This is a genomic window from Streptomyces sp. NPDC054757 (assembly GCF_053612185.1).
This window is the reverse complement of the sequence record NZ_JBSHBW010000022.1, coordinates 113,562-138,465: the sequence shown is the minus strand read 5'-3', so window position 1 is coordinate 138,465 and position 24,904 is coordinate 113,562. Positions and strand designations below refer to the sequence as shown.

25 protein-coding genes are annotated in these 24,904 nt (G+C 70.7%); 13 read left to right on the top strand and 12 right to left on the bottom strand.

Translation table 11 applies throughout. The features are described from left to right. Positions 1-74: 74 nt before the first annotated feature. The 3 genes from ACWGKJ_RS24550 (at position 75) to ACWGKJ_RS24540 (ending at position 4,638) form a co-directional block, all read left to right on the top strand. Positions 75-1,331: a helix-turn-helix domain-containing protein gene (locus ACWGKJ_RS24550; protein WP_385023488.1), complete on the top strand. Its 1,257-nt coding sequence runs from the start codon at positions 75-77 to the stop codon at positions 1,329-1,331. 14 nt (positions 1,332-1,345) lie between these two features. Continuing rightward, positions 1,346-1,705, top strand: coding sequence for a hypothetical protein (locus tag ACWGKJ_RS24545; protein WP_385023486.1), 360 nt, complete (start codon positions 1,346-1,348; stop codon positions 1,703-1,705). Between the two features lie 527 nt (positions 1,706-2,232). Continuing rightward, positions 2,233-4,638 (top strand): glycosyl hydrolase family 95 catalytic domain-containing protein, encoded by a 2,406-nt coding sequence (locus tag ACWGKJ_RS24540; protein ID WP_385023484.1) that lies wholly within the window; start codon positions 2,233-2,235, stop codon positions 4,636-4,638. 57 nt (positions 4,639-4,695) lie between these two features. Here the strand turns inward: ACWGKJ_RS24540 and ACWGKJ_RS24535 are convergent, their stop codons facing one another. Together ACWGKJ_RS24535 and ACWGKJ_RS24530 are read right to left on the bottom strand one after the other, a co-directional pair. After that, positions 4,696-5,052, bottom strand: coding sequence for a hypothetical protein (locus ACWGKJ_RS24535; protein ID WP_385023482.1), 357 nt, complete (start codon positions 5,050-5,052; stop codon positions 4,696-4,698). Beyond that, positions 5,028-5,486 (bottom strand): ATP-binding protein, encoded by a 459-nt coding sequence (locus ACWGKJ_RS24530; RefSeq protein ID WP_385023480.1) that lies wholly within the window; start codon positions 5,484-5,486, stop codon positions 5,028-5,030. The genes ACWGKJ_RS24535 and ACWGKJ_RS24530 overlap by 25 nt, the downstream gene beginning before the upstream one ends. 202 nt (positions 5,487-5,688) lie before the next feature. Between ACWGKJ_RS24530 and ACWGKJ_RS24525 the strand changes: the two genes are divergently transcribed. Genes ACWGKJ_RS24525 through ACWGKJ_RS24515 form a run of 3 tightly spaced genes read left to right on the top strand, consistent with a single transcriptional unit; the run spans position 5,689 to position 7,652 of the window. Further along, a complete protein-coding gene (locus ACWGKJ_RS24525; RefSeq protein ID WP_385023478.1) occupies positions 5,689-6,549 on the top strand; it encodes a helix-turn-helix domain-containing protein in 861 nt (286 codons plus the stop codon). Next, positions 6,549-6,785, top strand: coding sequence for a DUF397 domain-containing protein (locus ACWGKJ_RS24520; RefSeq protein WP_385023476.1), 237 nt, complete (start codon positions 6,549-6,551; stop codon positions 6,783-6,785). Before ACWGKJ_RS24525 ends, ACWGKJ_RS24520 begins: the two co-directional genes overlap by 1 nt. A 60-nt stretch (positions 6,786-6,845) precedes the next feature. After that, positions 6,846-7,652 (top strand): SAM-dependent methyltransferase, encoded by an 807-nt coding sequence (locus ACWGKJ_RS24515; RefSeq protein ID WP_385023474.1) that lies wholly within the window; start codon positions 6,846-6,848, stop codon positions 7,650-7,652. 77 nt (positions 7,653-7,729) lie between these two features. Here ACWGKJ_RS24515 and ACWGKJ_RS24510 read toward each other — a convergent pair whose 3' ends face one another. The 4 genes from ACWGKJ_RS24510 to ACWGKJ_RS24495 form a co-directional block, all read right to left on the bottom strand. Then, positions 7,730-8,359, bottom strand: a complete 630-nt coding sequence (locus ACWGKJ_RS24510) for an MBL fold metallo-hydrolase (RefSeq protein WP_385023472.1) — start codon at positions 8,357-8,359, stop codon at positions 7,730-7,732. Then, complete coding sequence (locus ACWGKJ_RS24505) at positions 8,359-9,456, bottom strand: S-(hydroxymethyl)mycothiol dehydrogenase (protein ID WP_453315814.1); 1,098 nt, start codon at positions 9,454-9,456, stop codon at positions 8,359-8,361. Before ACWGKJ_RS24505 ends, ACWGKJ_RS24510 begins: the two co-directional genes overlap by 1 nt. Positions 9,457-9,496: 40 nt before the next feature. Further along, on the bottom strand, positions 9,497-10,939 hold the full coding sequence (locus ACWGKJ_RS24500; RefSeq protein ID WP_385023468.1) for an amino acid permease: 1,443 nt from the start codon (positions 10,937-10,939) through the stop codon (positions 9,497-9,499). 118 nt (positions 10,940-11,057) lie between these two features. Continuing rightward, positions 11,058-11,759: a FadR/GntR family transcriptional regulator gene (locus tag ACWGKJ_RS24495; RefSeq protein WP_385023466.1), complete on the bottom strand. Its 702-nt coding sequence runs from the start codon at positions 11,757-11,759 to the stop codon at positions 11,058-11,060. Positions 11,760-11,934: 175 nt separating this feature from the next. On the opposite strand from ACWGKJ_RS24495, the gene ACWGKJ_RS24490 reads away from it, so the two are divergent. From ACWGKJ_RS24490 to ACWGKJ_RS24475, 4 genes are all read left to right on the top strand, one after another. Then, the gene (locus ACWGKJ_RS24490; RefSeq protein ID WP_385023464.1) at positions 11,935-12,444 is read left to right on the top strand and encodes a gluconokinase; all 510 of its coding nucleotides are present in this window, start codon (positions 11,935-11,937) and stop codon (positions 12,442-12,444) included. Positions 12,445-12,548: 104 nt separating this feature from the next. Next, the gene (locus ACWGKJ_RS24485; protein ID WP_385023462.1) at positions 12,549-13,943 is read left to right on the top strand and encodes a GntT/GntP/DsdX family permease; all 1,395 of its coding nucleotides are present in this window, start codon (positions 12,549-12,551) and stop codon (positions 13,941-13,943) included. Between the two features lie 85 nt (positions 13,944-14,028). Further along, entirely contained in the window at positions 14,029-14,796 is a 768-nt protein-coding gene (locus tag ACWGKJ_RS24480) for a glucose 1-dehydrogenase (RefSeq protein WP_385023460.1), read from the top strand. Beyond that, on the top strand, positions 14,796-15,890 hold the full coding sequence (locus ACWGKJ_RS24475; protein ID WP_385023458.1) for an L-idonate 5-dehydrogenase: 1,095 nt from the start codon (positions 14,796-14,798) through the stop codon (positions 15,888-15,890). Before ACWGKJ_RS24480 ends, ACWGKJ_RS24475 begins: the two co-directional genes overlap by 1 nt. A gap of 44 nt (positions 15,891-15,934) precedes the next feature. Here ACWGKJ_RS24475 and ACWGKJ_RS24470 read toward each other — a convergent pair whose 3' ends face one another. The 4 genes from ACWGKJ_RS24470 to ACWGKJ_RS24455 form a co-directional block, all read right to left on the bottom strand. Further along, the gene (locus ACWGKJ_RS24470) at positions 15,935-16,591 is read right to left on the bottom strand and encodes a cytochrome b/b6 domain-containing protein (protein WP_385023456.1); all 657 of its coding nucleotides are present in this window, start codon (positions 16,589-16,591) and stop codon (positions 15,935-15,937) included. After that, a complete protein-coding gene (locus ACWGKJ_RS24465) occupies positions 16,533-17,198 on the bottom strand; it encodes a molybdopterin-dependent oxidoreductase (protein ID WP_385023516.1) in 666 nt (221 codons plus the stop codon). The genes ACWGKJ_RS24470 and ACWGKJ_RS24465 overlap by 59 nt, the downstream gene beginning before the upstream one ends. A gap of 123 nt (positions 17,199-17,321) precedes the next feature. Continuing rightward, positions 17,322-18,875 carry an APC family permease gene (locus tag ACWGKJ_RS24460; protein WP_385023454.1) on the bottom strand — a complete coding sequence of 518 codons (1,554 nt, stop codon included), beginning with the start codon at positions 18,873-18,875 and terminating at the stop codon, positions 17,322-17,324. 26 nt (positions 18,876-18,901) lie between these two features. Next, complete coding sequence (locus ACWGKJ_RS24455) at positions 18,902-19,870, bottom strand: hypothetical protein (protein ID WP_385023452.1); 969 nt, start codon at positions 19,868-19,870, stop codon at positions 18,902-18,904. A 146-nt stretch (positions 19,871-20,016) separates the two neighbouring features. On the opposite strand from ACWGKJ_RS24455, the gene ACWGKJ_RS24450 reads away from it, so the two are divergent. Then, positions 20,017-20,451, top strand: coding sequence for an ASCH domain-containing protein (locus ACWGKJ_RS24450; protein WP_385023450.1), 435 nt, complete (start codon positions 20,017-20,019; stop codon positions 20,449-20,451). Positions 20,452-20,463: 12 nt separating this feature from the next. On the opposite strand, the gene ACWGKJ_RS24445 is transcribed toward ACWGKJ_RS24450, so the two are convergent. Further along, on the bottom strand, positions 20,464-22,137 hold the full coding sequence (locus tag ACWGKJ_RS24445) for an FAD-binding dehydrogenase (RefSeq protein WP_385023448.1): 1,674 nt from the start codon (positions 22,135-22,137) through the stop codon (positions 20,464-20,466). Positions 22,138-22,298: 161 nt separating this feature from the next. Here ACWGKJ_RS24445 and ACWGKJ_RS24440 point away from each other — a divergent pair, with 161 nt between their 5' ends. Then, positions 22,299-23,186 (top strand): DMT family transporter, encoded by an 888-nt coding sequence (locus tag ACWGKJ_RS24440; protein ID WP_385023446.1) that lies wholly within the window; start codon positions 22,299-22,301, stop codon positions 23,184-23,186. Next, complete coding sequence (locus tag ACWGKJ_RS24435) at positions 23,183-23,806, top strand: NUDIX hydrolase (protein ID WP_385023444.1); 624 nt, start codon at positions 23,183-23,185, stop codon at positions 23,804-23,806. The genes ACWGKJ_RS24440 and ACWGKJ_RS24435 overlap by 4 nt, the downstream gene beginning before the upstream one ends. A 93-nt stretch (positions 23,807-23,899) precedes the next feature. Here ACWGKJ_RS24435 and ACWGKJ_RS24430 read toward each other — a convergent pair whose 3' ends face one another. Then, positions 23,900-24,838 (bottom strand): NADP-dependent oxidoreductase, encoded by a 939-nt coding sequence (locus tag ACWGKJ_RS24430; RefSeq protein WP_385023442.1) that lies wholly within the window; start codon positions 24,836-24,838, stop codon positions 23,900-23,902. Positions 24,839-24,904 lie beyond the last annotated feature (66 nt).

Genomic DNA, 24,904 nt, shown 5'->3' with positions numbered 1-24,904 from the left:
TCTGCGACAGCTCCAAGAAAAGCGCCGGAGAGCCGTTCATCCCAGGGCCGCGCGGGACAGGAAGGGGGGCAGCCATGGGCATGGCGGAACGGCGCAGATCCCTGGGCTACAGTCAGGAACAACTGGCTGGGTTACTCGGGGTGGACCGCACGACCATCGGGCGCTGGGAGAGCGGAAAAAGCGCCCCTCAGCCGACCCAACGACCGGGCTTGGCCAATGCTCTCGAACTCGGCCGGGATGAACTGGATGCCCTTCTGGCGGAGGCGCAGAGATCCAGCCCGGAAGACGCGAGTCGAGCACCCGGTAAAGACCCGAACGCGGGAGAACCTGACGAGATGATCCGCCGCGAATTCCTCCGCATCCTCACCGTCAGCGGGGCGCTGACCGCCCTGCCGATCGATGACGCGGAAGCCCTCAAAGACGGCGTGCGCCGGGGCGCACCCGAGGACTTCGCCCGGATGAACACCCACCTATGGCAGGTCTACCAACTGGCCCGCTCCAAGGGAGCTGTCTACCCCCTGGTCCGGGACCAGCTCACCACCCTCAACGACGCCCTTGCCGGTGACACCCGGGGCAACTCCCGCCCACTGTTGAACGCCGCAGCCGATCTCTTCCAACTCGCCGGAGAGGTGGCCTTCGACGCCAACAGGTACTCCGGCGCGGCAGCCTCGTACGTCCTTGCCGCCTCGGTCAGCAAGGATGCCGGGGCCCACGACCTGTGGGCGTGCGCTCTGGTGCGTCACGCCTACGTGGACATGTCGGAGCGCCGCTACCGCCAGGCAGCACAGATCCTCGACGCCGCGCACACCTTGGCCGAGCGGGGCGACAGCGCGTTGTCCACCCGCTACTGGGTCGCCTCCGTACAGGCCGAGGCATACGCCGGACTCGGTGACCTGGTCTCCTGCGAAAGGGCCATGGACCGGGCCGAGGAAGTCACCGCTCTACCCGTCGGAAGCGTCAACGGAGGCTGGCTACGGTTCGAGGGGTCCAGGCTCGCCGAGGAGAAGGGAGCCCGCTACGTCCAGCTTGGCCGTCTCGACCTGGCGGAGGAAGCGTTGGAGGCAGCTCTCGCGCAAGGGGCCCTTTCCTCTGGCCAGTCCTTCCGGCGTAGGGGCACGGCGTTGGCGGACCTGGCCGTCATCGGTGCCAAGCGCCGGGACGCCGAGCAGGTCATCGAGTACGGCCAGGAAGCCTTGCGGCTGGCCCGCGCCTCCTCCTCCGGTTACGTCGCCCGTAGACTCCAAGCCCTGTGCGGCGAGGTCGGCCCCCTGCGTCGGGACCAGCGGGTAGCGGACCTCGGGGCGGAGATCGCCGCACTGGGCACGTCATGACGAGAGGGGTTGCCATGCCGCAGGTCGAAGGTGCACGACTGTTCAGGGAAGCGTGGGTCTCCGGGGTGCGACAGCACTTCCCGGGGGAGCCCAGGCCGGGCTATGTGACCCCGTGGGAGGACACGCCGCAGTGGGAGCGCGAGGCCGCCGGGTCCGTCTTCGACCAGGTGCGCCAGTTCATCGAGGTCAGCGACGGGCACGCGTCGCGGCTGTCCCGTGAGCAGAAGAGCCGGTTCGTGGCGACGTGCTGGACAGCGCAGATGTTCAAGCACTTTGAGGACCCCAAGCCGGGTTACGTCGCTGACTGGCCCGATCTCCCGACCTGGCAGCAAGAGACCGACGCCGACATCTTCGAGGCGATCCAGAAAGCCTGATCAAGCAGGCGAGGCGGGATGGTCACATGACCAACGCATGACCAACAGCGCCCGGAAGCCCACAGGAAACAGCAGGAAAGAACCGGAGAAGCGCCCGCCGAAATATCGCCACTCGACGGGCATTTCCCCAGTTCAGGGCAGTTGTGGGCTGGCGCCCGAGTGGAGAGTTCAAGTCCCCCTCGGACACCAGCTGAGACCCCACTTCGCGTGGGGTCTTCTGCATTTCCCGGCAGTGGCGTGACCGACCACGTGACCGACGGCCCGGAGCCTCCCCAGGTGAGGCCAGGAATGACGGGCCGAGCCCGCGCGCTCAGGAGGCGGTTGGCTTCTGTGCTCGTATCGGCCGTTTCGTACACGTCAGAGCGCTCACGTACGCCCACTGCGAATACATCGGATGGCCACCGCTCCGCCACCCCCCAACCACCCGTGAAAACCGCCCAGAACGTTGACACGCCCCCTCAGACATCGTATGTTTCCGTCGCTTCCCGAGGTGCCGTCAGGGCACATCACGTCGAAGGGACCGGTAGATGACCCATTCCCCGGAACACCCCGCACCGTCGCGTCGAAGCGTTCTGGGGGCCGCGGGCGGAACCCTCGCCGCGGGGATCGCGCTCGGTGGGTTCCGGCCGTTCACCGCTGCTGCCGCCGGGCCGCGGCGGGGCGGGCGCGGTGCGCGGCTCGTTCCCGAGTCGGCTGCCACCGTGCTGCGTTACCCCGCTCCGGCGGACGAGGACCTGATCATCCAGCAGGGGCTGCCCATCGGGAACGGCCGGACGGGCGCGCTGCTGACCGGTGGTCCCGCGCACGACGTCCTCTATCTCACCGATGCCACCCTGTGGACCGGCGGCCTCAACGACAGCCTCCAGAGCGACGGTCAGTTCCCTTACGGAGTGGACGACTTCGGCAGCTTCACCCTGCTGGCCAAGGTGTCCGTCGACCTTCCGGGCCATGAGCCGTCCGCCGTCACCGGCTACCGCCGCACCCTCGACCTCAGCAACGGGCTCAGTACGGTCACCTACCGGCTCGGCAGAGTCACCTACCGGCGCGAGGTCTACGCCAGCCACCCCGACGAAGTCGTCGTCGTCCGCCTCACCCAGAGCGGCGGGGGCCACTGCACCGGCTCGCTCTCCCTCGGCGGATGGCACGGCGAGAGCACCGCGGCGGACGGTGCCGGCCGTACCGTGTCGTTCGCCGGCGCCTTCCCCAACGGGCTGACGTACGCGGCGGCGGCCGGCGTCACCAGCAGCGGCGGCGCCGTGGCCGTCAAGGGCGACGCCATCGTCTTCGACGGATGCTCCGAAGTGCTGGTCGTCATAGCCGGCGGTACGAACTACGCGCCGGACCCCGCGACCGGCTACCGGAACCCTGGCGCGGACCCGCACGCCATCGCGGCCGGCCGGCTGCGCGCGGCGGCGCGGGCGGGCGGCGCCGCGCTGCTCGGCGCCCATCTCGCCGACTACCAGCCGCTGTACAGCCGGATGACGGTCGAGCTCGGCAGGTCGACCGAGACGCAGCGCTCGCTCGACACCTGGGCCCGCCTCACCGCGCTCGGCGCCGACGGCGCGCCGCCGGACCCCGAACTGGAAGCCGCCTACCTCCAGTTCGGCCGCTATCTGATGATCAGCGGTTCGCGCGACAGTGTGCCGCTCAACCTCCAGGGGCTGTGGATCGACCGGACCGACCCCGACTGGATGGGCGACTACCACACGGACATCAACGTCCAGATGAACTACTGGCTGGCCGACCGCGCCGGTCTCTCGGACTGCTTCGGGCCCTTCCTGGACTACTGCCTGGCCCAGGTGCCGTCCTGGACGCGTACGACCGCCAGAAGGTTCAACGATCCGCGCAACGGTTTCCGCAACTCCAGCGGGAAGGTCGCTGGCTGGACCACCGCCATCTCCACCAACGTCCACGGCGGAATGGGCTGGTGGTGGCATCCGGCGGGGAACGCCTGGCTCTGCAACTCGCTCTGGCAGCACTACGAGTACACCCAGGACCGCACCGAGCTGAAGAAGATCTACCCGCTACTCAAGGGCGCCTGCGAGTTCTGGGAGGCCCGGCTGGTCAGCACCTCCGTCACCGACCCGGACACCGGCGTGTCCCGGCAGGTCCTGATCGACGACAGCGACTGGTCACCGGAGCAGGGACCGACCGACGCCAAGGGCATCACCTACGCCCAGGAACTCGTCCGGGACCTCTTCGCCTCGTACCGCACGGCGGCCGCACTGCTCTCCAGGGACGCCGGGTACGCGAAGACCGTGGCCGGGCTCCAGTCCCGCCTCTACCTGCCGAGGGTCAGCCCGCAGACCGGCTGGCTGGAGGAGTGGATGACCCCGGAGAATCTGGGCGAGACCACGCACCGGCATCTGTCACCGCTGATCGGTCTCTTCCCGGGCGACCGGATCACCCCCGGGGAGAGCCCGGCCGAACTGGTCACCGGGGCCCGCAATCTGCTCACGGCACGCGGTATGTCGAGCTTCGGCTGGGGCTGCGCCTGGCGCGCGGCGAGCTGGGCACGGCTCAAGGACGCCGACCGGGCGTACCGGTTGGTCCGTACGGTCATGGCGCCGTCCACCGGTGCCACCAACGGCACCTCGCAGAACCTCTTCGACATGTACGACCTGGGGTCGCGTGCCACCCTGCAGATCGACGCCAACTTCGGCACCCCGACCGCGATGATCGAGATGCTGCTCTACTCCAGGCCCGGGGTGATCGAGCTGCTTCCCGCACTGCCGGACGCCTGGGCCGCGGCCGGCCGGATCACCGGCGTCGGTGCGCGCGGCGGTGTCACCGTCGATCTGGAGTGGCGCGCCGGGAAGGTGACCCGCGCGGTGCTGCGCTCCTCGGTCAGCACGGTGACCGAGGTGCGGGCCGGCGGGTGGCGGCGGACCGTACGGCTGCGGCCGGGGCGGACGGTCACGCTGCGGCCGTAGCCGGCCCGCTCCGGAGCACGGCGAGCCCGCCGGCTCCGGAGCCCCGGACCGGGGGGCTCAGGCCCACTCCGGCACTTCGCCCATGAGCTGGCACACCATGAGGTACAGCGGGATCGGCGGGGTGTAGGGCAGGGAGTCCTGCGGCCAGTGGAGCAGCCGGGGACGGGCCGCCGGGACATAGGCGCCGGGCGCGTAGCGCACCCGCTCCGGCCAGGCGAGTTCATGGTCGGAGCCGGAGGGGACGATCCACCACCACCAGTCGTCGTCCGCGAAGACACAGCCGGGCTTGGGCAGCCTGGCGAGGAGCCGGAACCCGTGGTGTTCGGGTACGCCCACCGCGTCGCAGCCGAGGGGTGTCGAGAGGGTAGGGACGCGCGCCAGCGCATTCCTCAGCACGGCCGCCCCGCGTGGCACTCCAGCTCCGCCCAGACCAGCCGCCCCGGCCCGTGTGCCGCGTCGCGGACGCCCCAGGCGCTGCTGACGGCGTCGACGAGCAGCAGTCCGCGGCCGTGCTCGCCCTGCGGCGAACGGCAGAGCTGCGGTCCCGCGGCGGCGTGCCCCTGGTCCTGTATCGCGATACGCAACTGTCCCCTGTCGTCCCGCAGCTCGCAGGCGATGTGGTCGCCCGCCGTGTGCACGACCGCGTTGGTGACCAGTTCCGAGACGATCAGCAGCGCGGTGTCGCTGGCGTCCTCCGAGAAGTCCCAGCAGGCGAGCCGGTTCCGGGTCAGGCGGCGGGCGCGGGCCACGGAATCGGTGCGTGCAGGTAATTCGAATGCGTACCGCCGTACGTCGCTTCCGGGGCACTGGTCGATGAGCTGGGGGATGAGCGCGGTACCTGGAGCCACAGCCGAAATCCTCACGGTGGGGTACGGCGACTGCCGCACCATCCCCCATGGGTATGCGCCAGTCGCGTGAACTGGTTCACCCGTCTACTGTCCTCCGTAACGGACACCTTGGCAAGAGGCACTTTGAAAAGTTCAGAGTGACGTTTCACCGATGGGGCGGGCATGGCAGACTGCTGCACAACTGCCCAAGTGGAGGTCTCAGTTGAGTGAGCCGCGGTCCGCCCCGACCGTTGGCCAGGTCGTGCTCGGTAAGCGCCTGCAGGAACTGCGCGAGCGAGCCGGCCTGAGTCGCGAACAGGCTGCCAAAGTGCTCAGGGTCGCCCAGGCCACCATCCGCCGGATGGAGACCGCCGAGGTGGCGCTGAAGATCCCCTATGTGCAGTTACTGCTGAAGGCGTACGGGATCAGCGAGGCGGAGAACGACGCCTTCGTGGAACTCACCGAGGAGGCCAACCAGCCGGGCTGGTGGCAGCGGTTCCACGGCATCCTGCCCGACTGGTTCAGCATGTACGTCAGCCTGGAGGGCGCCGCCTCGCTCATCAGGCAGTACGAGCCGCACTTCGTGCCCGGCGTGCTGCAGACCGAGGAGTACGCGCGCGCGATCATGATGAGCGGCGCCGTCGGGGAGACCAGCCCCGCGGACATCGAGCGGCATGTCGCGCTGCGGATGGAGCGGCAGTCGCTGCTGGCGCGGCCGGACGCGCCGACCCTCTGGGTCGTGATGGACGAGACGGTACTGCGGCGTCACGCGGGCGGCCGCGACGTCATGCGCGGCCAGATCGACCGGCTGCTGCGGGCAGCGGATCTGCCGCATGTCACGCTGCAGATCGCGGAGTTCTCCAGCGGCCACCACCCGGGTACGTACGGCCCCTTCGTCCTCTTCCGGTTCGCGATGCCCGAACTCCCCGACATGGTTTACAGCGAGTACCTGACCGGCGCCGTCTATCTGGACGCGCGCCCCGAGGTGGCCGCCCACCTCGAAGTCATGGACCGCATGGCGGCTCAGGCCGCAACTGCACAACGCACGAAGGAGATCCTCAGGGATTTCCGCAAGGAGCTGTAATGGATCGCATATACAACGGCATGCCTGCCGCGGACCTCGGCGCCGAGGGCTGGCACAAGCCGTGGAGCGGCGGTAACGGCGGAAACTGCGTCGAGGCCATGAAACTGGCCGACGGCAGGGTCGCCGTACGCCAGTCCGCAGACCCTGAAGGCCCCGCGCTCATCTACTCGACCGGCGAGATAGCCGCTTTCATCCAGGGGGCGAAGTCCGGCAAGGCCGACTTCCTCCTCTACTGAACAAGGCTGTCGCCGCTGCCCGTTGTCCTCGCTGTTGCCGACCACGTACTGGAGCGTTCCATGACCGGAGTAGACCCCGCGCCCGTCCAGATCGACACCAGCAAGCCGCATCCGGCCCGGATGTACGACTGGTTCCTGGGCGGCAAGGACAACTATCCCGTCGACCAGGAGATGGCCGAGCAGCTGCTCGCCCTCGACCCCCGGGGCAGGGAGATGGCGCGGGTCAACCGGGCGTTCATGCACCGCGCGACCCGCTGTCTGGCGGAGAGCGGCATCCGTCAGTTCCTGGACGTCGGTACGGGCATACCGACCGAACCCAACCTGCACCAGGTCGCCCAGCGTTCGGCGCCGGACTCCCGCGTCGTCTACTGCGACAACGACCCGATCGTGCTGGCGCACGCGGCGGCGCTGCTGCGCTCGACGCCCGAGGGCGCGACCGACTACATCCAGGCCGACGCGCGGGAGCCCGCCACCATCCTGGAGGCGGCAGGCAAGCTGCTGGACTTCGGCCGGCCGGTCGCGCTCTCGCTGGTGGCCCTGCTGCACTTCGTCGCCGACGAGGAGGCGTACGAGCTGGTGGACCGGCTGGTCGAGCCCCTGGCGCCGGGCAGCTGTCTCGTCCTCTCGCATGTCACAGGGGAGTTCGACCCGGAGGGGTCGGCGAAGGCCGTCGAGATGTACCGGGCACGCGGTCTGACCCTGCGGCCCCGCTCGCAGGCGGAGACGGCCCGGTTCTTCGAGGGCCTGGAGCTGTTCGAGCCCGGGGTCTCGCTGGCCGCCGAGTGGCGGCCCGAGCTGGGTGAGCGGGTGCCGGTACCCGGTGACGACCCGATTCCGGGCTGGGTGGGCGTGGCCCGCAAGTCCTGAACCCGGAACCGCTGAGCCCGCGGGGTGCTCGGGAGGGACGCCTGACCGGCTCCCCGGCCGGGCACCCCGCAGCCGTGTCAGCCGTCCTGCGCCAGCCACTCCGGCAGGCCGGGGGCCTCGGCGCCGATCGTGGTGGTATCGCCGTGGCCGGTACGGACCACGGTCTCCGGGTCCAGCGTCAGCAGCCGGTCCCGGATGGACGCGACGATCGTCGGATGGTCCGAGAACGAACGGCCGGTGGCACCGGGGCCGCCCTGGAAGAGCGTGTCGCCGGTGAAGACCGTGGCAAGGCCGGGGGCGTACAGACAGATCGCGCCCGGCGCGTGGCCCGGCGTGTGCAGCACGGTCAGCGCCGTCCCCGCGACGGTCAGGCTCTGCCCGTCCGCGAGTTCACCGTCCGGGAGGCGGTCGGGGTGGGTCATCCGCCACAGCGGCAGATCGTCGGGGTGCAGGAGGACCGGCGCCCCGGTCGCGGCGGCGAGTGCGGGGGCCGCGTCGATGTGGTCGTTGTGCGCGTGGGTGCAGACGATGGCGCGCAGTGTACGGCCGCCCAGCGCGGCCTCGATGGCGCCGGGGTCGTGGGCGGCGTCGATGACGATCGCCTCGGTGTCGTCGCCGACGATCCACACGTTGTTGTCGACGTCCCAGGTCCCGCCGTCGAGCGAGAAGGTGCCGGAGGTGACGAGGTGGTCGATACGGGCCGCCATCAGAACTCCACCACCGAACGCAGCACATCGCCGTGGTGCATCCGCTCGAAGGCCTTCTCCACCTCGTCGAGGCCGATCGTCTCGGTGACGAAGGCGGCGAGGTCGATCCGGCCCTGCTGGTGCAGGTCGACGAGCATCGGGAAGTCGCGGGAGGGCAGGCAGTCCCCGTACCAGGAGGACTTGAGGGCGCCGCCGCGGCCGAAGACGTCGAGGAGCGGGAGTTCCAGCTTCATCTCCGGCGTCGGGACGCCGACCAGGACGACGGTCCCGGCCAGGTCGCGGGCGTAGAAGGCCTGCTGGTAGGTCTCGGGGCGGCCGACCGCCTCGATGACCACGTCGGCGCCGAAGCCGCCGGTGAGTTCCCGGATGGCCTCGACCGGGTCCGAGGTGCGCGAGTTGACGGTGTGGGTGGCGCCCATCCGCTGAGCGGTCGCGAGCTTCTTGTCGTCGATGTCGACGGCGATGATCTTCGCGGCCCCGGCGAGCCGGGCCCCGACGACGGCGGCGTCACCGACGCCGCCGCAGCCGATGACGGCCACCGAGTCGCCCCGGCCGACCTGGCCGGTGTTGATGGCGGCGCCGATCCCCGCCATCACTCCGCAGCCGAGCAGCCCGGCGACGGCCGGCGAGACTGCCGGGTCGACCTTGGTGCACTGGCCGGACGCGACCAGGGTCTTCTCGGCGAAGGCCCCGATGCCCAGCGCCGGGGACAGCTCCGTGCCTTTGCCGGAGCCCCCGGCCAGGGTCATCTTCTGCTTGGCGTTGTGCGTGTCGAAGCAGTACTGCGGCCGGCCGCGCAGACAGGCACGGCACTGGCCGCACACCGCGCGCCAGTTGAGGATCACGAAGTCCCCGGGGGCGACGTCGGTGACGCCCGCGCCCACCGACTCCACGGTGCCCGCCGCCTCGTGGCCGAGCAGGAACGGGAAGTCGTCGTTGATCCCGCCCTGCTTGTAGTGGAGGTCCGTGTGGCAGACCCCACAGGCCTGGATCCGCACCACGGCCTCGCCCGGTCCCGGGTCGGGGACGAGGATCGTCTCCACGCGTACGGGTTGGTTCTTGCCGGGGGCCACGACCCCCTGGACCTGCTGCGTCATGCCGTCAACAGCCTTCCGTGTCACCGAACGGTATGGGGCCTCAGTCTCCCAGGTCCTGGCGCTCGGCGGCGACGGACGCGACCCGGCCGCGCACCACGAACCAGCCGCCGACGAGGGCCGCGGCGATCAGCGGCAGGCATTCGACGGTGGTGCGGCCCACTCCCCCGCCCCACCACATCAGGAACGCGACGGAGAGCAGGAAGCAGAGGGTGACGATCTGGGTGTACGGCGCCCACGGCAGCCGGTAGGCGGGACGGGTGACCCGGCCCTCCTTGGACCGCTGCCAGAAGAGCAGCGAGCAGAGCATGACCATGCCCCAGGTGCCGAGGATGCCGATGGAGGCGAAGTTGAGGACGATCTCGAAGGCCTTGCCGGGGACCAGGTAGTTGAGCACGACGCCCAGCACCCCGAAGCTCGCCGTGAGCAGGATGCCGCCGTAGGGCACCTGGCCCTTGTTCATCCGGCCGGTGAAGCGCGGGGCGGACCCGGCGAGCGCCATCGAGCGCAGGATGCGTCCGGTGGAGTACAGGCCGGAGTTGAGGCTGGAGAGCGCCGCGGTCAGGACGACCAGGTTCATCACACCGGCCGCGCCGGGGACGCCGACCTTGGAGAGGACCGTGACGAAGGGGCTCTCGCCGTCGGAGTACGCGGTGTACGGGAGGAGCAGGGCGAGCAGCACCACGGAGCCGACGTAGAAGATGCCGACCCGCCACATGATCGAGTTGATCGCCTTGGGGATGATCTTCCCCGGGTTCTCGGTCTCGCCCGCGGCGACCCCGCACAGCTCGACGGAGGCGTAGGCGAAGACGACACCCTGGATGACCAGCAGCATCGGCATGACGCCCTTGGGGAAGAAGCCCCCGCTGTCGCCGATGCTGCCGAACCCGGGGGTGTGCCCGTCGACCGGGTGCTGGGTGACCACCAGATAGATGCCGATGCACATGAAGACGACCAGTGCGGCGACCTTGATGATCGCGAACCAGAACTCCGTCTCGCCGAAGTACTTGACCGAGATCAGGTTCGCGGTGAGGACGAGGGCCAGGGCGACGAGTGCGCAGACCCACTGCGGGACCGAGCTGAACATCGACCAGAAGTGGGCGTAGGTGGCGGCGGCCGTGATGTCGGCGACCGCGGTGGTCGACCAGTTGAGGAAGTAGAGCCAGCCCGCGGTGTAGGCGCCCTTCTCGCCCATGAACTCACGGGCGTAGCTGACGAAGGCGCCGGATGAGGGGCGGTAGAGGACGAGTTCGCCCAGGGCCCGTACGACGAAGAAGGCGAAGGCACCGCAGACGGCGTAGGCGATCGCGAGTGAGGGGCCCGCACCTGCCAGCCGGCCGCCGGCGCCGAGGAAGAGGCCGGTGCCGATGGCCCCGCCGATGGCGATCATGTTGATGTGGCGGGACTTCAGATCTTTGCTGTAGCCCTCGTCACCGGCATCGACGTGCAGAGAGGGCTCTGCCGCGGTGAGGGTGCGGTCACTCATGTGGTGCGTCGCCTTACGTGGGGGAGGTGGCGGCTGATCAAGGCGTCAGCGTAAAGGGGTCATGTCGAGCCGGAGAACTGAATGAAATCTATGTCACAAAAGGTTTGAAACATTTCCCTCAGGGCGCCAGGACGTCGAGCTCCTTCAGGGCGCCGACCGCGATCTCTCTGGTCAGCTCCTCGGCCCGGTCCGCGTCCCCTTCCCGTACGGCCTCCGCCACCTGCACATGCAGGGTGACGGCGGCCGGATCGGGGTCGTCGAACATGATCTGGTGCTCGGTGCGCCCGGCGAGCACCTCGGCCACCACATCGCCGAGCCGGGCGAACATCTCGTTCCCCGAGCCGCGCAGGACCAGGCGATGGAAGGCGATGTCGTGCACGAGATATCCGGCCAGCTGGTGGCCGCGCGAGGTGGCGACCATACCGAGGGCCTGCTCGGTGAGGGCGGCGCACTGCTCGGCGGTGGCGTGCCGGGCGGCGAGCCCGGCGGCGACGGGCTCGACGGAGTACCGCAGGACGGTCAGCGAGCGGAGCTGGCGGGAGCGGTCCGGGCCGGCCAGCCGCCACCGGATGACCTGGGGGTCGTAGACGTTCCATTCGTCGGCGGGGCGCACGGTCACACCGACCCGTCGCCGCGACTCGACCAGGTGCATCGATTCCAGTACGCGGACGGCTTCGCGGATCACGGTACGGGAGACGTCGAAGCGCTGGGCGAGCTCGTCGGTACGCAGCACGCTGCCCGGCGGGTACTCCCCCGAGGCGATCGAGGGACCGAGGTTCTCCAGCACATGGGCGTGGAGCCCCGGGCCCTGAGTGGTCATGGACTCAGCCTACGGGGCGGCCACCGGACCCATTAAGTATGACTTTTAGGTCACAGACTCTTGAATAAGTCGTACCTAATGGGTTTCAGTAGCGCGACGGATCCATGCCGCCCCCGTCGCAGACACAGCGACGTCACATCGAAGTCATGTCGAAGAAGACAGCGAGGCACCACCGATGAGCACCCCCCGAGTCGTAGTCCTGATGGGCGTGGCAGGGACCAGCAAGACCACGATCGGTCCGCTGCTCTCCGCCGCACTGGGCGTTCCGTACGCCGAGGGGGACGACTTCCACCCGGCCGCGAACATCGCCAAGATGTCGGCCGGAACGCCTCTTGAGGACGCCGACCGGTGGCCCTGGCTGGACGCCATCGGCCGGTGGGCGCACGAGCACGCCGGGCGGGGCGGGGTGGTCAGCTGCTCCGCGCTCAAGCGCTCCTACCGTGACCGCTTGCGTGCCGAGGCGCCCGGCGCCGTCTTTCTGCATCTGACCGGTGACCGGGAGCTGATCGAGCAGCGGATGGCGGAGCGCAAGGGGCACTTCATGCCGACCGCGCTCCTCGACTCGCAGTTCGCCGCGCTCCAGCCGCTGGGCCGGGACGAGGCGGGAGCCGCCGTCGACATCTCCGGGACGCCCGATGAGATCACCGGGCGGGCCGTGGCCGCGCTGCACGGCATGGACCGCTAGCGCCGAGCCCCACCGTCACGCCCCACCACCGAGCGCCCCCGCGCTCCTGTCCGTACCACAGCCCCACCGCCGAGCCACAGCCTCACGAACCGAAGGAATCCACCGTGTCCAGTCTCAGTGTCGAGATGCTGGCAGCGGACGCAGCGCCGATATCGTCGGCCGGCCACGCCCAGCTGGGTATCGCCGTCCTCGCGGGCATCGCCGTCATCGTCCTGCTCATCACGAAGACCAAGCTCCACGCGTTCCTGTCGCTGACCATCGGATCGCTTGTCCTGGGAGCGGTCGCGGGCGCCCCGCTCGACAAGGTCATCACGAGTTTCACCACCGGCCTCGGTTCCACCACCGCGAGCGTCGGTGTCCTGATCGCGCTCGGTGCCATCCTCGGCAAGCTCCTCGCGGATTCCGGCGGCGCCGACCAGATCGTCGACACCATCCTCGCGAAGGCGAGCCGGCGCGGTATGCCGTGGGCGATGGTGCTGATCGCGGCGATCGTCGGTCTGCCGCTCTTCTTCGAGATCGGCATCGTGCTGCTGATCCCGGTGGTGCTGCTGGTCGCCAAGCGCGGCAATTTCTCACTCATGCGGATCGGTATCCCCGCGCTGGCCGGCCTCTCCGTCATGCACGGTCTGATCCCGCCGCACCCCGGGCCGCTGGTGGCCATCGCAGCCGTGCACGCCAACCTGGGCGTGACGCTCGCGCTGGGCGTTCTGGTGGCCATCCCGACTGTGGTCGTCGCCGGTCCCGTCTTCTCCCGGTACGCGGCCCGCTGGGTGGACATCGAGGCGCCCGACCGTATGGTGCCCGAGCGTCCTTCGGAGGACCTGGAGAAGCGGCCCGGCTTCGGCGCCACCGTGGCCACCGTGCTGCTGCCCGTCGTACTGATGCTGGCCAAGGCGCTCGTCGACATCATGATCGACGACCCGGCGGACACGGTCCAGCGCACCTTCGACGTCGTCGGATCACCCCTGATCGCCCTGCTGGCCGCGGTGCTGGTCGCCATGTTCACGCTGGGCCGCGCCGCCGGGTTCACCAAGGGCCGGATGTCGGCCACCGTCGAGAAGTCCCTCGCCCCGATCGCGAGTGTGCTGCTGATCGTCGGAGCCGGCGGTGGGTTCAAGCAGACCCTCATCGACTCGGGTGTGGGCCAGATGGTGCTGGACATCTCCAAGGACTGGTCGATCCCCGCGCTGCTGCTGGCCTGGCTGATCGCCGTGGTGATGCGGCTCGCGACCGGCTCCGCCACCGTGGCGACGGTCTCCGCAGCCGGTCTGGTCGCACCGCTTGCCGCCGACATGTCCACGGCTCATGTGGCGCTGCTCGTCCTCGCCGTCGGCGCGGGCTCGCTCATCTTCAGCCATGTCAACGACGCGGGGTTCTGGCTGGTCAAGGAGTACTTCGGGATGGACGTCGGCCAGACGATCAAGACCTGGTCGGTGATGGAGACCATCATCTCGGTCGTCTCGCTGATCTTCATCCTGCTGCTCTCGCTGGTTGTCTAGGAGCCCGCTGGTTGCCCAGGAAGGCGGCAGGGCAGCCACCGGGGCAGGCAACTGTTCGCGCCCGCACGGGAGAAGGACACACCTCATGGCACATCCACTGTTCGAGATCGGCGGCCGTACGGCACTGGTCACCGGAGCCGGGCGGGGCATCGGCCACGCCCTGGCCCGAGGGCTGCTGGAGGCGGGCTGCACCGTCGTCATCAACGGCCGGGACGAGGGCCGGCTGAAGGACGCGGCAGCCCGGCTCGCGGACGCCGGGGGCACGGTGCTCACCGCCGCCTTCGACGTCACCGACGGGCCGGCGGTCGCCGCCGGGATCGCCGCGGCCGAGGAGCAGGCGGGCCCGCTGGACATCCTGGTCAACAACGCCGGTATGCAACTGCGCGCGCCGCTGCTCGACTTCACCGACTCCGACTGGCACCGGATCGTGGACACCAATCTCACCAGCGCCTTCCTGGTGGGCCGCGAGGCCGCCCGGCGGATGGTCCCCCGCGGCAGGGGGAAGATCATCAACATCTGCTCACTGCAGAGCGAGGTGGTGCGCCCCGGCATCGCCCCGTACGCGGCCACCAAGGGAGCCCTGAAGATGCTCACCAAGGGCATGTGCGCCGACTGGGGGCCGCACGGCATCCAGGTCAACGGCCTGGGCCCCGGCTACATCGAGACCGAGCTGACCCGCCCCTTGGTGGAGAACGGGGAGTTCAATTCCTGGGTACGCGGCCGGACCCCCGCCGGGCGGTGGGGGCGCACCGAGGACCTGGTCGGCGGAGTGCTCTTCCTCGCCTCACCGGCCGCGGACTTCGTGAGCGGCCAGATCCTGTACGTCGACGGCGGAATGACGAGCGTGCTGTGATGCGAGGATGTGTGATCCACGGGGCGGACGACCTGCGGGTCGAGGAGCTGCCCGAGCCGGCCGCCGGGCCCGGCGAGGCCGTCGTCGCGGTGCGGTACGGCGGGGTGTGCGGCTCGGATCTGCACTACTGGCGGCACGGCGGGGTCGGCGACTTCCGGCTCCGGGAGCCGATGGTGCTGGGCCACGAGGTCGTGGGCACCGTGGTCTCGTACGGCGAAGGGGCGGCGGGGCCGCCGCCCGGCACGCGGGTGGCGGTGCATCCGGCGACGCCGTGCGCTGTCTGTCCTGAGTGCCGGGACGGGCGGGCCCAGGTCTGCCGCGACACCCGCTATCTCGGCAGCGCGGCCCGTACCCCGCATGTGCAGGGCGGCTTCGCGGCGCGGATCGCGGTACCGGCAGGCCAGTTGAGGGCGCTGCCCGCGGGTCTCGGGCTGCGCAGGGCCGCCCTGGCGGAGCCGCTGGCGGTGGCGCTGCACGCGGTGCGCAGGGCCGGTCCCGTCGCGGGCAGGCATGTCCTGGTCACGGGAGCGGGACCGATCGGCGCCCTGGTGGTGGCGGCGCTGCGGGCTGCGGGCGCCGCGGCCGTCACGGCCACCGATCTGCTGCCCAGGGCCCTGGAGTTCGCGGCGGCAGCGGGTGCGACGCGGCTCGTACGGGCAGACGGCCCGGCGGACCCCGGCCCGGCCGGGTCCGGACTGCCGGACGAGGTGGACACGGCGGTCGAGGCGTCCGGATCGGCGGCCGGCCTGGACACCTGTCTGCGGTCCGTGCGGCGGGGCGGGGCCGTCGTACAGCTGGGGATGCTGCCGCCGGGGATGAGCCCGTTCGCCGGGAATCTGGTGGTGAGCCGGGAGATCGAGCTGCGCGGCGCGCTCCGCTTCGACACGGAGTTCGACGAGGCGCTGGAGCTGCTGGCCCGGGAGGAGTCCTTCGACGCGCTGATCAGCGCGGTGGTGCCGGTGGAGCGGGCGGTGGAGGCGTTCGCCCTCGCGGCCGACCGGTCACGGTCCTGCAAGGTGCTGATCGACTTCGGCGATACCGACGATCGAGGCGGCTCCGGCGACCGGGGCGGCTCCGGCGACCGGGGCGACTGAGGGCCGCGCGGCGCGGGCTCCGGGCGGCGCCGGGGCCCGGCTCCTCACCGCTCGTCGAGCCACCGCGGATGCTCCCGCCGCGCCCAGCCGCGCCCGACCCACCCCGTCCGCATCCCCCGCCGCGCCTCCGGATCGCCCAGCGCCATCCCGATGTGCCCGGCGACCACGATGCCGATGGCCGGTGCCAGCCAGTCGTGCACGAAGGTGGCGTTCGTCCGCCAGACCAGCGGGGTCAGACCCGTGAACCACATCAGCAGCCCGGTGCAGAGCATCACCAGCGCGGCGCCCGCGATCCACCCCGCGTAGATCTTCTGGCCGCCGTTGAACTTGCCCGCCGTACGCGGCGATCCGTCCCTGCGCAGCGCCGACCGGAGCCAGACCCTGTCGTACGGTGCGAAGCGGTTGAGGCGGCCCAGGTCCGCCCGGAGCGTACGTGAGACGAGGCCGAGCAGGACCGGCACCGGCAGCAGCAGCCCCGACCACTCATGGACGGTGACCACCAGATAGCGGCGGCCGACCAGCTCCGCGAGCTGCGGGACGTAGAGGCAGCCGGCCGACGCGATGCAGACCAGCATCAGTGCGGACGTCGTACGGTGCACCCAGCGCACCGGGCGGGTGAAGCGGCGCAGTCCGGACCGCGGTTCAGACCGTGGGGTGGTCGTCGCGTCCGTTGGACCTGCCGACCCATGCGTCGACGTCATAGCCGCGCTCCTCCCAGTAACCACGCCGCACATCACGGGTGGCCGTGATCCCGGACAGCCATTTCGCGGACTTGTAGAAGTACATGGGCGCGACATAGAGCCGGACCGGCCCGCCGTGGTCGTGGCTCACCGGCTCGTCCCGCATCCGCAGCGCCACCAGGACGTCCGCACGGCGCGCCTGGTCCAGGGTGAGGCTCTCGCTGTACGCGCCGTCGAAGCAGGTGAAGCGGACCGCTCCGGCCCCCGGCCGCACGCCCGCCGCATCGAGCAGCCGGGAGAGCCTGACCCCTTCGAAGGGGGTCTCCGGCACCCGCCAGCCGGTGACGCACTGCACATCGCGCACCACCCTGGTCTGCGGGAGCCGGCGCAGCGAACCGAGGGTGTACGAGACGGGCCGCTCGACCATGCCGTCCACGGTGAGCCGGTAGCTCCCGGCGTCCTTGTGGGGCACCGATGAGGTGACCGAGTAGTAGCGGAATCCGCCGCCGCCGGGCAGCAGCCCGGTCAGTCCCGTGGGGTCCTTGCCCGCCACCGCGCCGAGCGCCGAGTCGGTTCCGCGCTGGATGGCGGGCGCGGCGACGAGCCCGGCCGCGCCGAGGCCGAGCATGCCGAGGACGAGGCGGCGGCCGACCGGCGGGCCGTCGCGGTCGGAGGGTTCTGGTGTCACCCCGCGATTCGAGCACCCGCGGGCGCCGGAAGCCAGCGACCGCGGGTGGCCGTCAGACTTCCGTCACAGTCCGGCCGTGGATCCGGCCCGCGCCTCGGCGGCCTTGTCGAGCTGGAATGCCTCGTTGCCGAGCCCGATCCTGGCGTGCACCTGCGGCCTGTTCGAGCGGAGCACCAGTCCGTAGCCCAGACCGCCGACGAGTGCGAGGCCGATGATGCCGGGCAGCAGCCAGCTCAGTACGGAGCCGGGGCCCGCGCCGACCAGCACATCGAAGTCCTTGACCGTCATGAAGGCGATGCTGAGCAGGGCGAGACAGGCGAGCCCCGACGCGATCAGCCGCCAGAGCTGTGTACGGGCCGCCCCGCGCTGCACGAAGAAGGCGATGACCGCGACCGACGCCGCGGCCATCAGCAGGATGATGCCGAGGGCGCCGATGTTGCCCATCCAGGTGAAGAGGTGCAGGACGGGCGCGGTGGGGTCGCCGTGCGGCTTGCCGTCGGTCACCGCGAAGGCGATGACGACCAGGAGGGAGATCACGGTCTGGAGCAGTGAGCCGGTGCCGGGTGCGCCGCTGGACTTGTTGGTACGGCCGAAGGCGGCGGGCAGCAGTCCCTCGCGGCCCATCGCGAAGGCGTACCGGGCGACCACGTTGTGGAAGCTGAGCATCGCGGCGAACATGCCGGTGACGAAGAGGACATGGAGCACATCGGTGAAGGACTTGCCGACGACGCCCTCGCTGAGGCCGAAGAGCAGTCCGGGGCCGAGCTTCCCGGCCTGCGCGCTGATCGCCGAAGGCCCGGCGGCCACGGTCAGCGCCCAGGAGCTGATGGCGAAGAACAGCGCGACGAAGCCGACGGCGAGGAACATCACCCGGCGGACGACCACCTGCGGCCTGCTGGTCTCCTCGGCGTACACCGGGGCCTGTTCGAAGCCGACGAACGCGGCGATACAGAAGCAGAGCGCAGTGCCGAAGCCCGCACCGGTGAGGGTGCCGGGGTTGAAGGCGTGCAGCGAGAGCCCCTCCTTGGCGGGGTTCGCGACCGAGGCGATGTCGAAGATCACCACGAGGGCGCACTCGATGAGCAGCAGCACACCGAGGACCTTCGCGTTGAGGTCGATCTTCAGCCAGGAGAGCACCCCGACGACCGCGACGGCGACCAGCGCCGGGATCCACCAGGCCACTTCGGTGCTCAGATAGGTGTCGAAGAGGCCGGACACCTCGAAGCCGAAGATGCCGTAGATGCCCACCTGCATGGCGCTGTAGGCGACCAGCGCGACGAAGGAGGCGCCGGCCCCTGCGGTGGAGCCGAGGCCGCGGGCGATGTACGCGTAGAAGGCCCCGGCGTTGTGGACGTGCCGGCTCATCTCCGCGTAACCGACGCTGAATAGCGCCAGGACGACCGCCAGGATGACGTAGAGGATCGGCTGTCCGACGATCCCCATCAGGCCGAAGATCGTGGGCATGACACCCGCGACGACCATAAGCGGCGCGCTGGCCGCGAGCACGGAGAGCAGCAGCCCCGCCGTCCCCAGACGGCCGGCGCGCAGCGCCTGGTCCTGCCCCTTGAACGTGCTGATCTCGTTGATCTCGCTCGTGCTCGAACTGCCCGGCGGCATGGCGGGTCGGTCCCTTCGGTGAGGAGTTAGACGGAGCCGAGCGCGGCCTCGCGCGCGGCCATGAACGCCTGGTACGGGTCCCGGTCGGGGTACGCCCAGGGAGCTGGCGTGATGTGTTCTCCGATGCGGTGGAACAGTGCGGCGGCCTCGGCCGGGCGGCCCTCGCAGAACTTCGCGTGGGCCAGGAAGTTGAGGTCGACGCGGTTGCGCGGATGGTCCTCGCGCTCCCACTCCAGCCACCAGTCGAAGGCGGCCTTCATCACCTGGCGGGCCCGGCGGCCCGTCCAGTGCGCGGAGCGCGCGGGATCGTCCGGTTCACTGCCCGCGGCGGCGAGCACCCGGTAGCGCTCCGCGTGGGCCACCACCGGAAGGACGGCGAGCGGCGAGTCGGCGGGCGCCTGTTCGGCCGCCCAGGCCGCGAAGTCGTACACCTCGTGGAGCGGGTCCTGCCCGGCTTCCGGATGCCGTTCGGCGAGCCGCGCGGCCATCAGGTGGTGGGCATGGTGGTGCTCGGGGTGGCGGGAGCGCACCTCGTCGAAGAGGCGGCTGACCTCCTCCTCGGTACCGCGGCTGCGGGCCAGGATCAGCAGGCCGAGCCAGGGCGTGGGGTCCGATGGCGCCATCCGGGCGGCGGCACGGCACGCCTCTCTGGCCGCGTCCTCCTCGTCCCGGCCGGCCCGGCCGGTCCTGTTCCCCTTGCCGCGCAGCAGCCGCAGCACGGTGGCGCAGGCCAGCAGCGCGGCGGCGTCCGCGCTCTCCGGCTCGGCCAGCAGCCAGTCCTCCGCCCAGGCCGCGGACCCGGCCCCTTCGCCGAGTACGACGAGACGGTGGCCGCGGCGGTCCCAGTCGTCGGCGGTCGCGGTGAGCAGTGAACTGACGGTGCCCCAGCGGCCCTGGGCCAACTGGGTTTTCGCCGCAGCGAGTTCGGCGTCGTCGAGCGCCGGGTCGGCGAGCTGGCCGGCCCGTCTTCGGGAGCGGCCGAGGAAAGGGGGCATCCGCGGGGTTCCTCAAGGGCGCCGGGGCAATTGATCACGCACAGCAAACCGGTAGTAATGGCCCCACGTCAAGGGCGGACGGGTGCCATACCCGCCTCAACTCCCCTTGCGCCGCAATGTTTTACCCGGGTGCGTACGCTGGCACCATGACCGGTCCCGAGCCTCTCAAGCCTCTGCTGTTCGCCTTCCCCGGCCCGCTGCGCGACCGGCTCGTCGATGCCGTGCTGCGCGGCGAGAAGGTCTCGACCAGCGGACTCCTCGCCGAGTACGAGGCCGAGCAGGAGGAACTGCCCCCGGTCGGCGAGCGCTCGGCGCTGATCGACTCGGACGGCCGCGAGGTGGCGGTGGTCGAGCTGACCGAGGTCCGGGTGGAGCGGCTGGGCGACATCGGCCTCCAGCACGCGCTGGACGAGGGCGAGGGCTATACGTCGGTCGCCGAGTGGCGCGCGGGGCACGAGCGGTTCTGGCACGGGGACGAGATGCGGGAGGCGCTGCGGGACCCGGAGTTCACCGTGGACGACGACACGATGATCGTGGCCGAGAGGTTCCGGGTGGTGGAACGGCTGCGGGAACGGCCTTAGGAGGGCAGGCCGTTACCCCACCGCCCGTGCCGCCGCCCTTCCGGCGACCCGCCCGGAGTGGATACAGCCGCCCAGGAACGTGCCCTCCAGGGAGCGGTAGCCGTGCACACCGCCGCCGCCGAACCCGGCCGCCTCCCCCGCTGCGTACAGACCGGGCACGGGCTCGCCCCGGTCCGGGCCGCCGTCCGGCTCGGCGAGGACCCGGGAGGACAGGTCCGTCTCCAGGCCGCCCAGCGACTTACGGGTGAGGATGTGGAGCTTCACCGCGATCAGCGGTCCCGCCGCGGGGTCCAGGATCCGGTGCGGCGCTGCCGTACGGATGAGCTTGTCGCCCAGGTAGTTCCGAGCGCCGCGGACCGCCATCACCTGGAGGTCCTTGGTGAACGGATTGTTGATCTCGCGGTCACGCGCGACGATCTCCCGGCGCAGCTCCGCCTCGTCGATCAGCGGCTCGTCGGTGAGCGCGTTCATCCCGCGTACCAGCGAGGCGAGATCCTTCTCCACGACGAAGTCCGCGCCGTTGTCCATGAACGCCTTCACCGGCGCGGGTACGTCGGCCCGCGCCCGCCCGATGACGTCACGGACGGACTTCCCGGTCAGGTCCGGGTTCTGCTCGGAGCCCGAGAGCGCGAACTCCTTGCCGATGATGCGCTGGTCGAGGACGAACCAGGTGTAGTCGTGGCCGGACTTCATGATGTGGTCGAGAGTGCCCAGCGTGTCGAAGCCGGGGAAGAGCGGCACCGGCAGGCGTTTGCCCCGCGCGTCGAACCAGAGGGACGAGGGCCCCGGCAGGATACGGATGGCGTGCTTGGCCCAGATCGGGTTCCAGTTCTGGATGCCCTCGGTGTAGTGCCACATCCGGTCCCGGTTGATCTGGCTGCCGCCCGCTGCCTCGGCGACGCCCAGCATCAGCCCGTCCACATGTGCGGGCACCCCCGACAGCATGTGCGCGGGCGGGGTGCCGAGCCGCTCGGGCCACTGCGCCCGTACGAGGTCGTGGTTGCCGCCGATCCCGCCGGAGGTGACGATGACCGCCTGCGCCCGGTAGCTGAACTCGCCGGTGACCGTACGGCTGCTCGCCGTGCCCCGCTCCGCGCCGCTCGCCTCCAGTACCTCACCGGTCACCGTGTCCAGCGCGCCGGCGCTGCGGGCGAGGCCGGTGACCCGGTGGCGGAATCTCAGCTGTACCAGGCCGCGCGCCACGCCCTCCCGCACCCGGCGTTCGAAGGGCGCGACGACACCGGGCCCGGTCCCCCAGGTGATGTGGAAGCGCGGTACGGAGTTGCCGTGTCCCGTCGCGTCGTAGCCACCGCGCTCCGCCCACCCGACGACCGGGAAGAAACGCATCCCCTGGGCGTGCAGCCAGGCCCGCTTCTCGCCGGACGCGAAGTCCACGTACGACTCGGCCCACCGGCGCGGCCAGTGGTCCTCCGGGCGGTCGAATCCGGCGGTGCCCAGCCAGTCCTGCATCGCCAGCTCATGGCTGTCCTTGATCCGGAAGCGCCGCTGTTCGGGCGAGTCGACGAAGAAGAGGCCGCCGAAGGACCAGTGCGCCTGTCCGCCCATGGACTGCTCGGGCTCCTGGTCGAGAAGGATCACCTTCCGGCCGGCGTCCACCAGCTCGGCGGTGGCCACCAGACCGGCGAGTCCGGCCCCGATCACGATCACGTCAGCGTCGTCCGCCATGAGCCCCATCCCTGCCAGGTTACTTGTGGGTCACATCTTCAGTTCGTCCCGAAGCTGCGTCAACCGTCCCGTTCGCTGCACTCAACGGGTACAGGTGCCGTTCCAGGCGCTATCGTCGCCAGGACCCCGCCCCTTTTCTGGCCGGTCTTGAGGTTGATCACGTGTCGGTACTCGTTCTCGCGCTCTCCGTGGGTGCGGCCTGCTGTCTCGGTTTCGGCTTCGTGCTCCAGCAGAGAGCGGCCCGGCATGCCCCGATGAAGGACTTCCTCTCCTTCCGGCTCCTTCTCGACCTCGTACGGGTGCCGCTCTGGCTGGGCGGCATCGGGCTGATGGTCTGCGGCATGGTGCTGGGCGCGCTGGCGCTCGGCCAGGGCGAGATCTCCCTGGTGGAACCGCTGCTCGCCACGAACCTGCTCTTCGCGATGGCGCTCTCCCGCCACCAGACCGGGCAGCCGCTGGGGCGGCAGGGGTGGAGCGGTCTCGCGCTGCTGGCGGGCGGGGTCGCGGTCTTCATCCTGGCGGGCCAGCCGAAGGCCGGCGCCGCATCGGTGAACGAGCTGCGGCACTGGCTGATCATCGGTGTGGTGGCGGGCACCGCGATGCTCCTGGCGTTCTTCGCCAAACGGACCCGGCTGACCGTGGGCCCCGCGCTCCTCGCGCTGGGCGCGGGGCTGCTGTACGGGCTCCAGGACGCCCTGACCCGGGTCAGCGGGCAGCATCTGGAGCACGGCGGCTGGGCGGGCCTGGCCACGGGCTGGGAGCCGTACGCCGTGATCGCGCTGGGGGTGACCGGACTGGTCCTGGTGCAGAGCGCCTTCGAGGCCGCCCCGCTGCGCAGTTCGCTGCCCGCGCTCACCGCGGCGCAGCCGCTCGCGGGCATCGCCTGCGGCGTCGGCTTCCTCGGCGACCGGCTGCGCACCGACACCGGCGCCCTGGCCTGGGAATCGGCCGGGCTGGCGGCGATCGTCGTGGGGATCATCCTGCTGGGGCGGCACCCGGCGATGCCCTCCGGGTCGGCGCGTGCGCCGCGCGAGAAGATGGCCGCATGACCCCTGCGAACCCTGTGCCTCCCGCGTCCTCCGGTTCACCTGAGTCCCCTGGTGCTCCTGCTGCCTCTGCCCCTGCCGTTCCGGTGTCTCCCGCTCCTCCGGCTTCTCCGGCTTCTCCGGCCGACGAAATCCTCGATGTGGTCGACGCGTCCGACCAGGTGACGGGGCAGGCCCCGAGGGGCGAGGTGTACGCGAAGGGGCTGCTGCACCGCTGTGTCTTCGTCCTCGCCCGGGACGCCGACGACCGGATCTTCGTCCACCGGAGGACACCGGTGAAGCTGGTCTTCCCCTCGCTCTACGACATGTTCGTGGGCGGGGTGGTCGGCGCGGGCGAGTCCTACGACGCGGCGGCGCTGCGGGAGGCCGAGGAGGAGCTGGGCGTCTCGGGGCTGCCCGCGCCCGTACCGCTCTTCAAGTTCCTCTACGAGGGCCCCGGGCAGGGCTGGTGGTCCTGGGTGTACGAGGTGCGCTGCACCCTTCCGGTCGATCCCCAGGTGGAGGAGGTCGCCTGGCACGGCTTCCTCTCGGACGAGGAGCTGGCACAGCGGCTCGGCACCTGGGAGTGGGTGCCCGACGGCCTCGACGCGTACCGCCGTCTGACCGCTTCGCACCCGCGGTGACGGCGGCCTCCACCGCCGCGCACGACCGCGCCGGACCGGCGCCCCGGCCGTTGTGCTGCGGGGCCCCGATCCGGTCTGTCCGACGCCGTCGCCTCAGGCTGCCGCCTCCCAGTCGACCGTGACGACGATCTTGCCCCGGGTGTGGCCCTCGGTGTTGAGCCGCTGCGCGTCGGCCGTGCGCTCCAGCGGCAGGACCTGGTCCACATGGACCGCGATGACCCCCTGGTCGGCCAGTTCGCCGAGGACATGCAGATCGAGCGGGTCGGGCCGTACGAAGACATAGCGGCCGCCGAACTCGGCGACGTCGCCGTCGACGATGGACGCGAGCCGGCCCTCCGGGGCGAGCAGGTTCGCCGAGAGCCGCAGGGTGTCGCCGCCGACCGTGTCGAGCACCGCGTCCACCCCCTCGGGCGCCAGGGCGCGCACCCGCTCGGCCAGCCCCTCGCCGTAGGCCACCGGTTCCGCGCCCAGCGTGCGCAGATGGTCGTGGTTGTGGGTGCTCGCGGTGCCGATGACGCGTGCGCCCGAGTGCTGGGCGAGCTGCACGGCCATCGAGCCGACACCGCCCGCGGCGGCATGGACCAGAACGGTGTCGTCGGACCGGATTTCGAGCGCGCGCAGCGCCTGGTAGGCGGTGAGCCCGGTCAGCGGCAGTCCGGCGGCCTCCTCGAAACTCAGCCCCAGCGGTTTGCGGGCGAGGGTGCGCACCGGGGCCGCCACGTACTCGGCGAAGGTGCCCCGCGAGAGGAAGTCCTCCCGTACGTACCCCATCACCTCGTCGCCGACGGCGAACTCGGTCACGGCCGCACCCGGCTGCACCACGACCCCGGAGACGTCCCAGCCCGGCACGACCGGGAAGACGGCTTCGAGTACCGCGTCGAGGTGCCCCTCACGGGTCTGCACATCGACCGGGTTGACGGCCGCCGCGCGCACTTTCACCAGTACGGAGTCGGGCCCGACCTTGGGCTCGGGGCGCTCGCCGTACTCCAGGACCTCGGGGCCGCCGTAACGGCTGTAGCTGATCGCCTTCATGCCTACGAGCCTCTGGTCAGGCCCGGCCTCGCGCAACCGGACCCCGTGCAAACGTGAGCCCGGTTC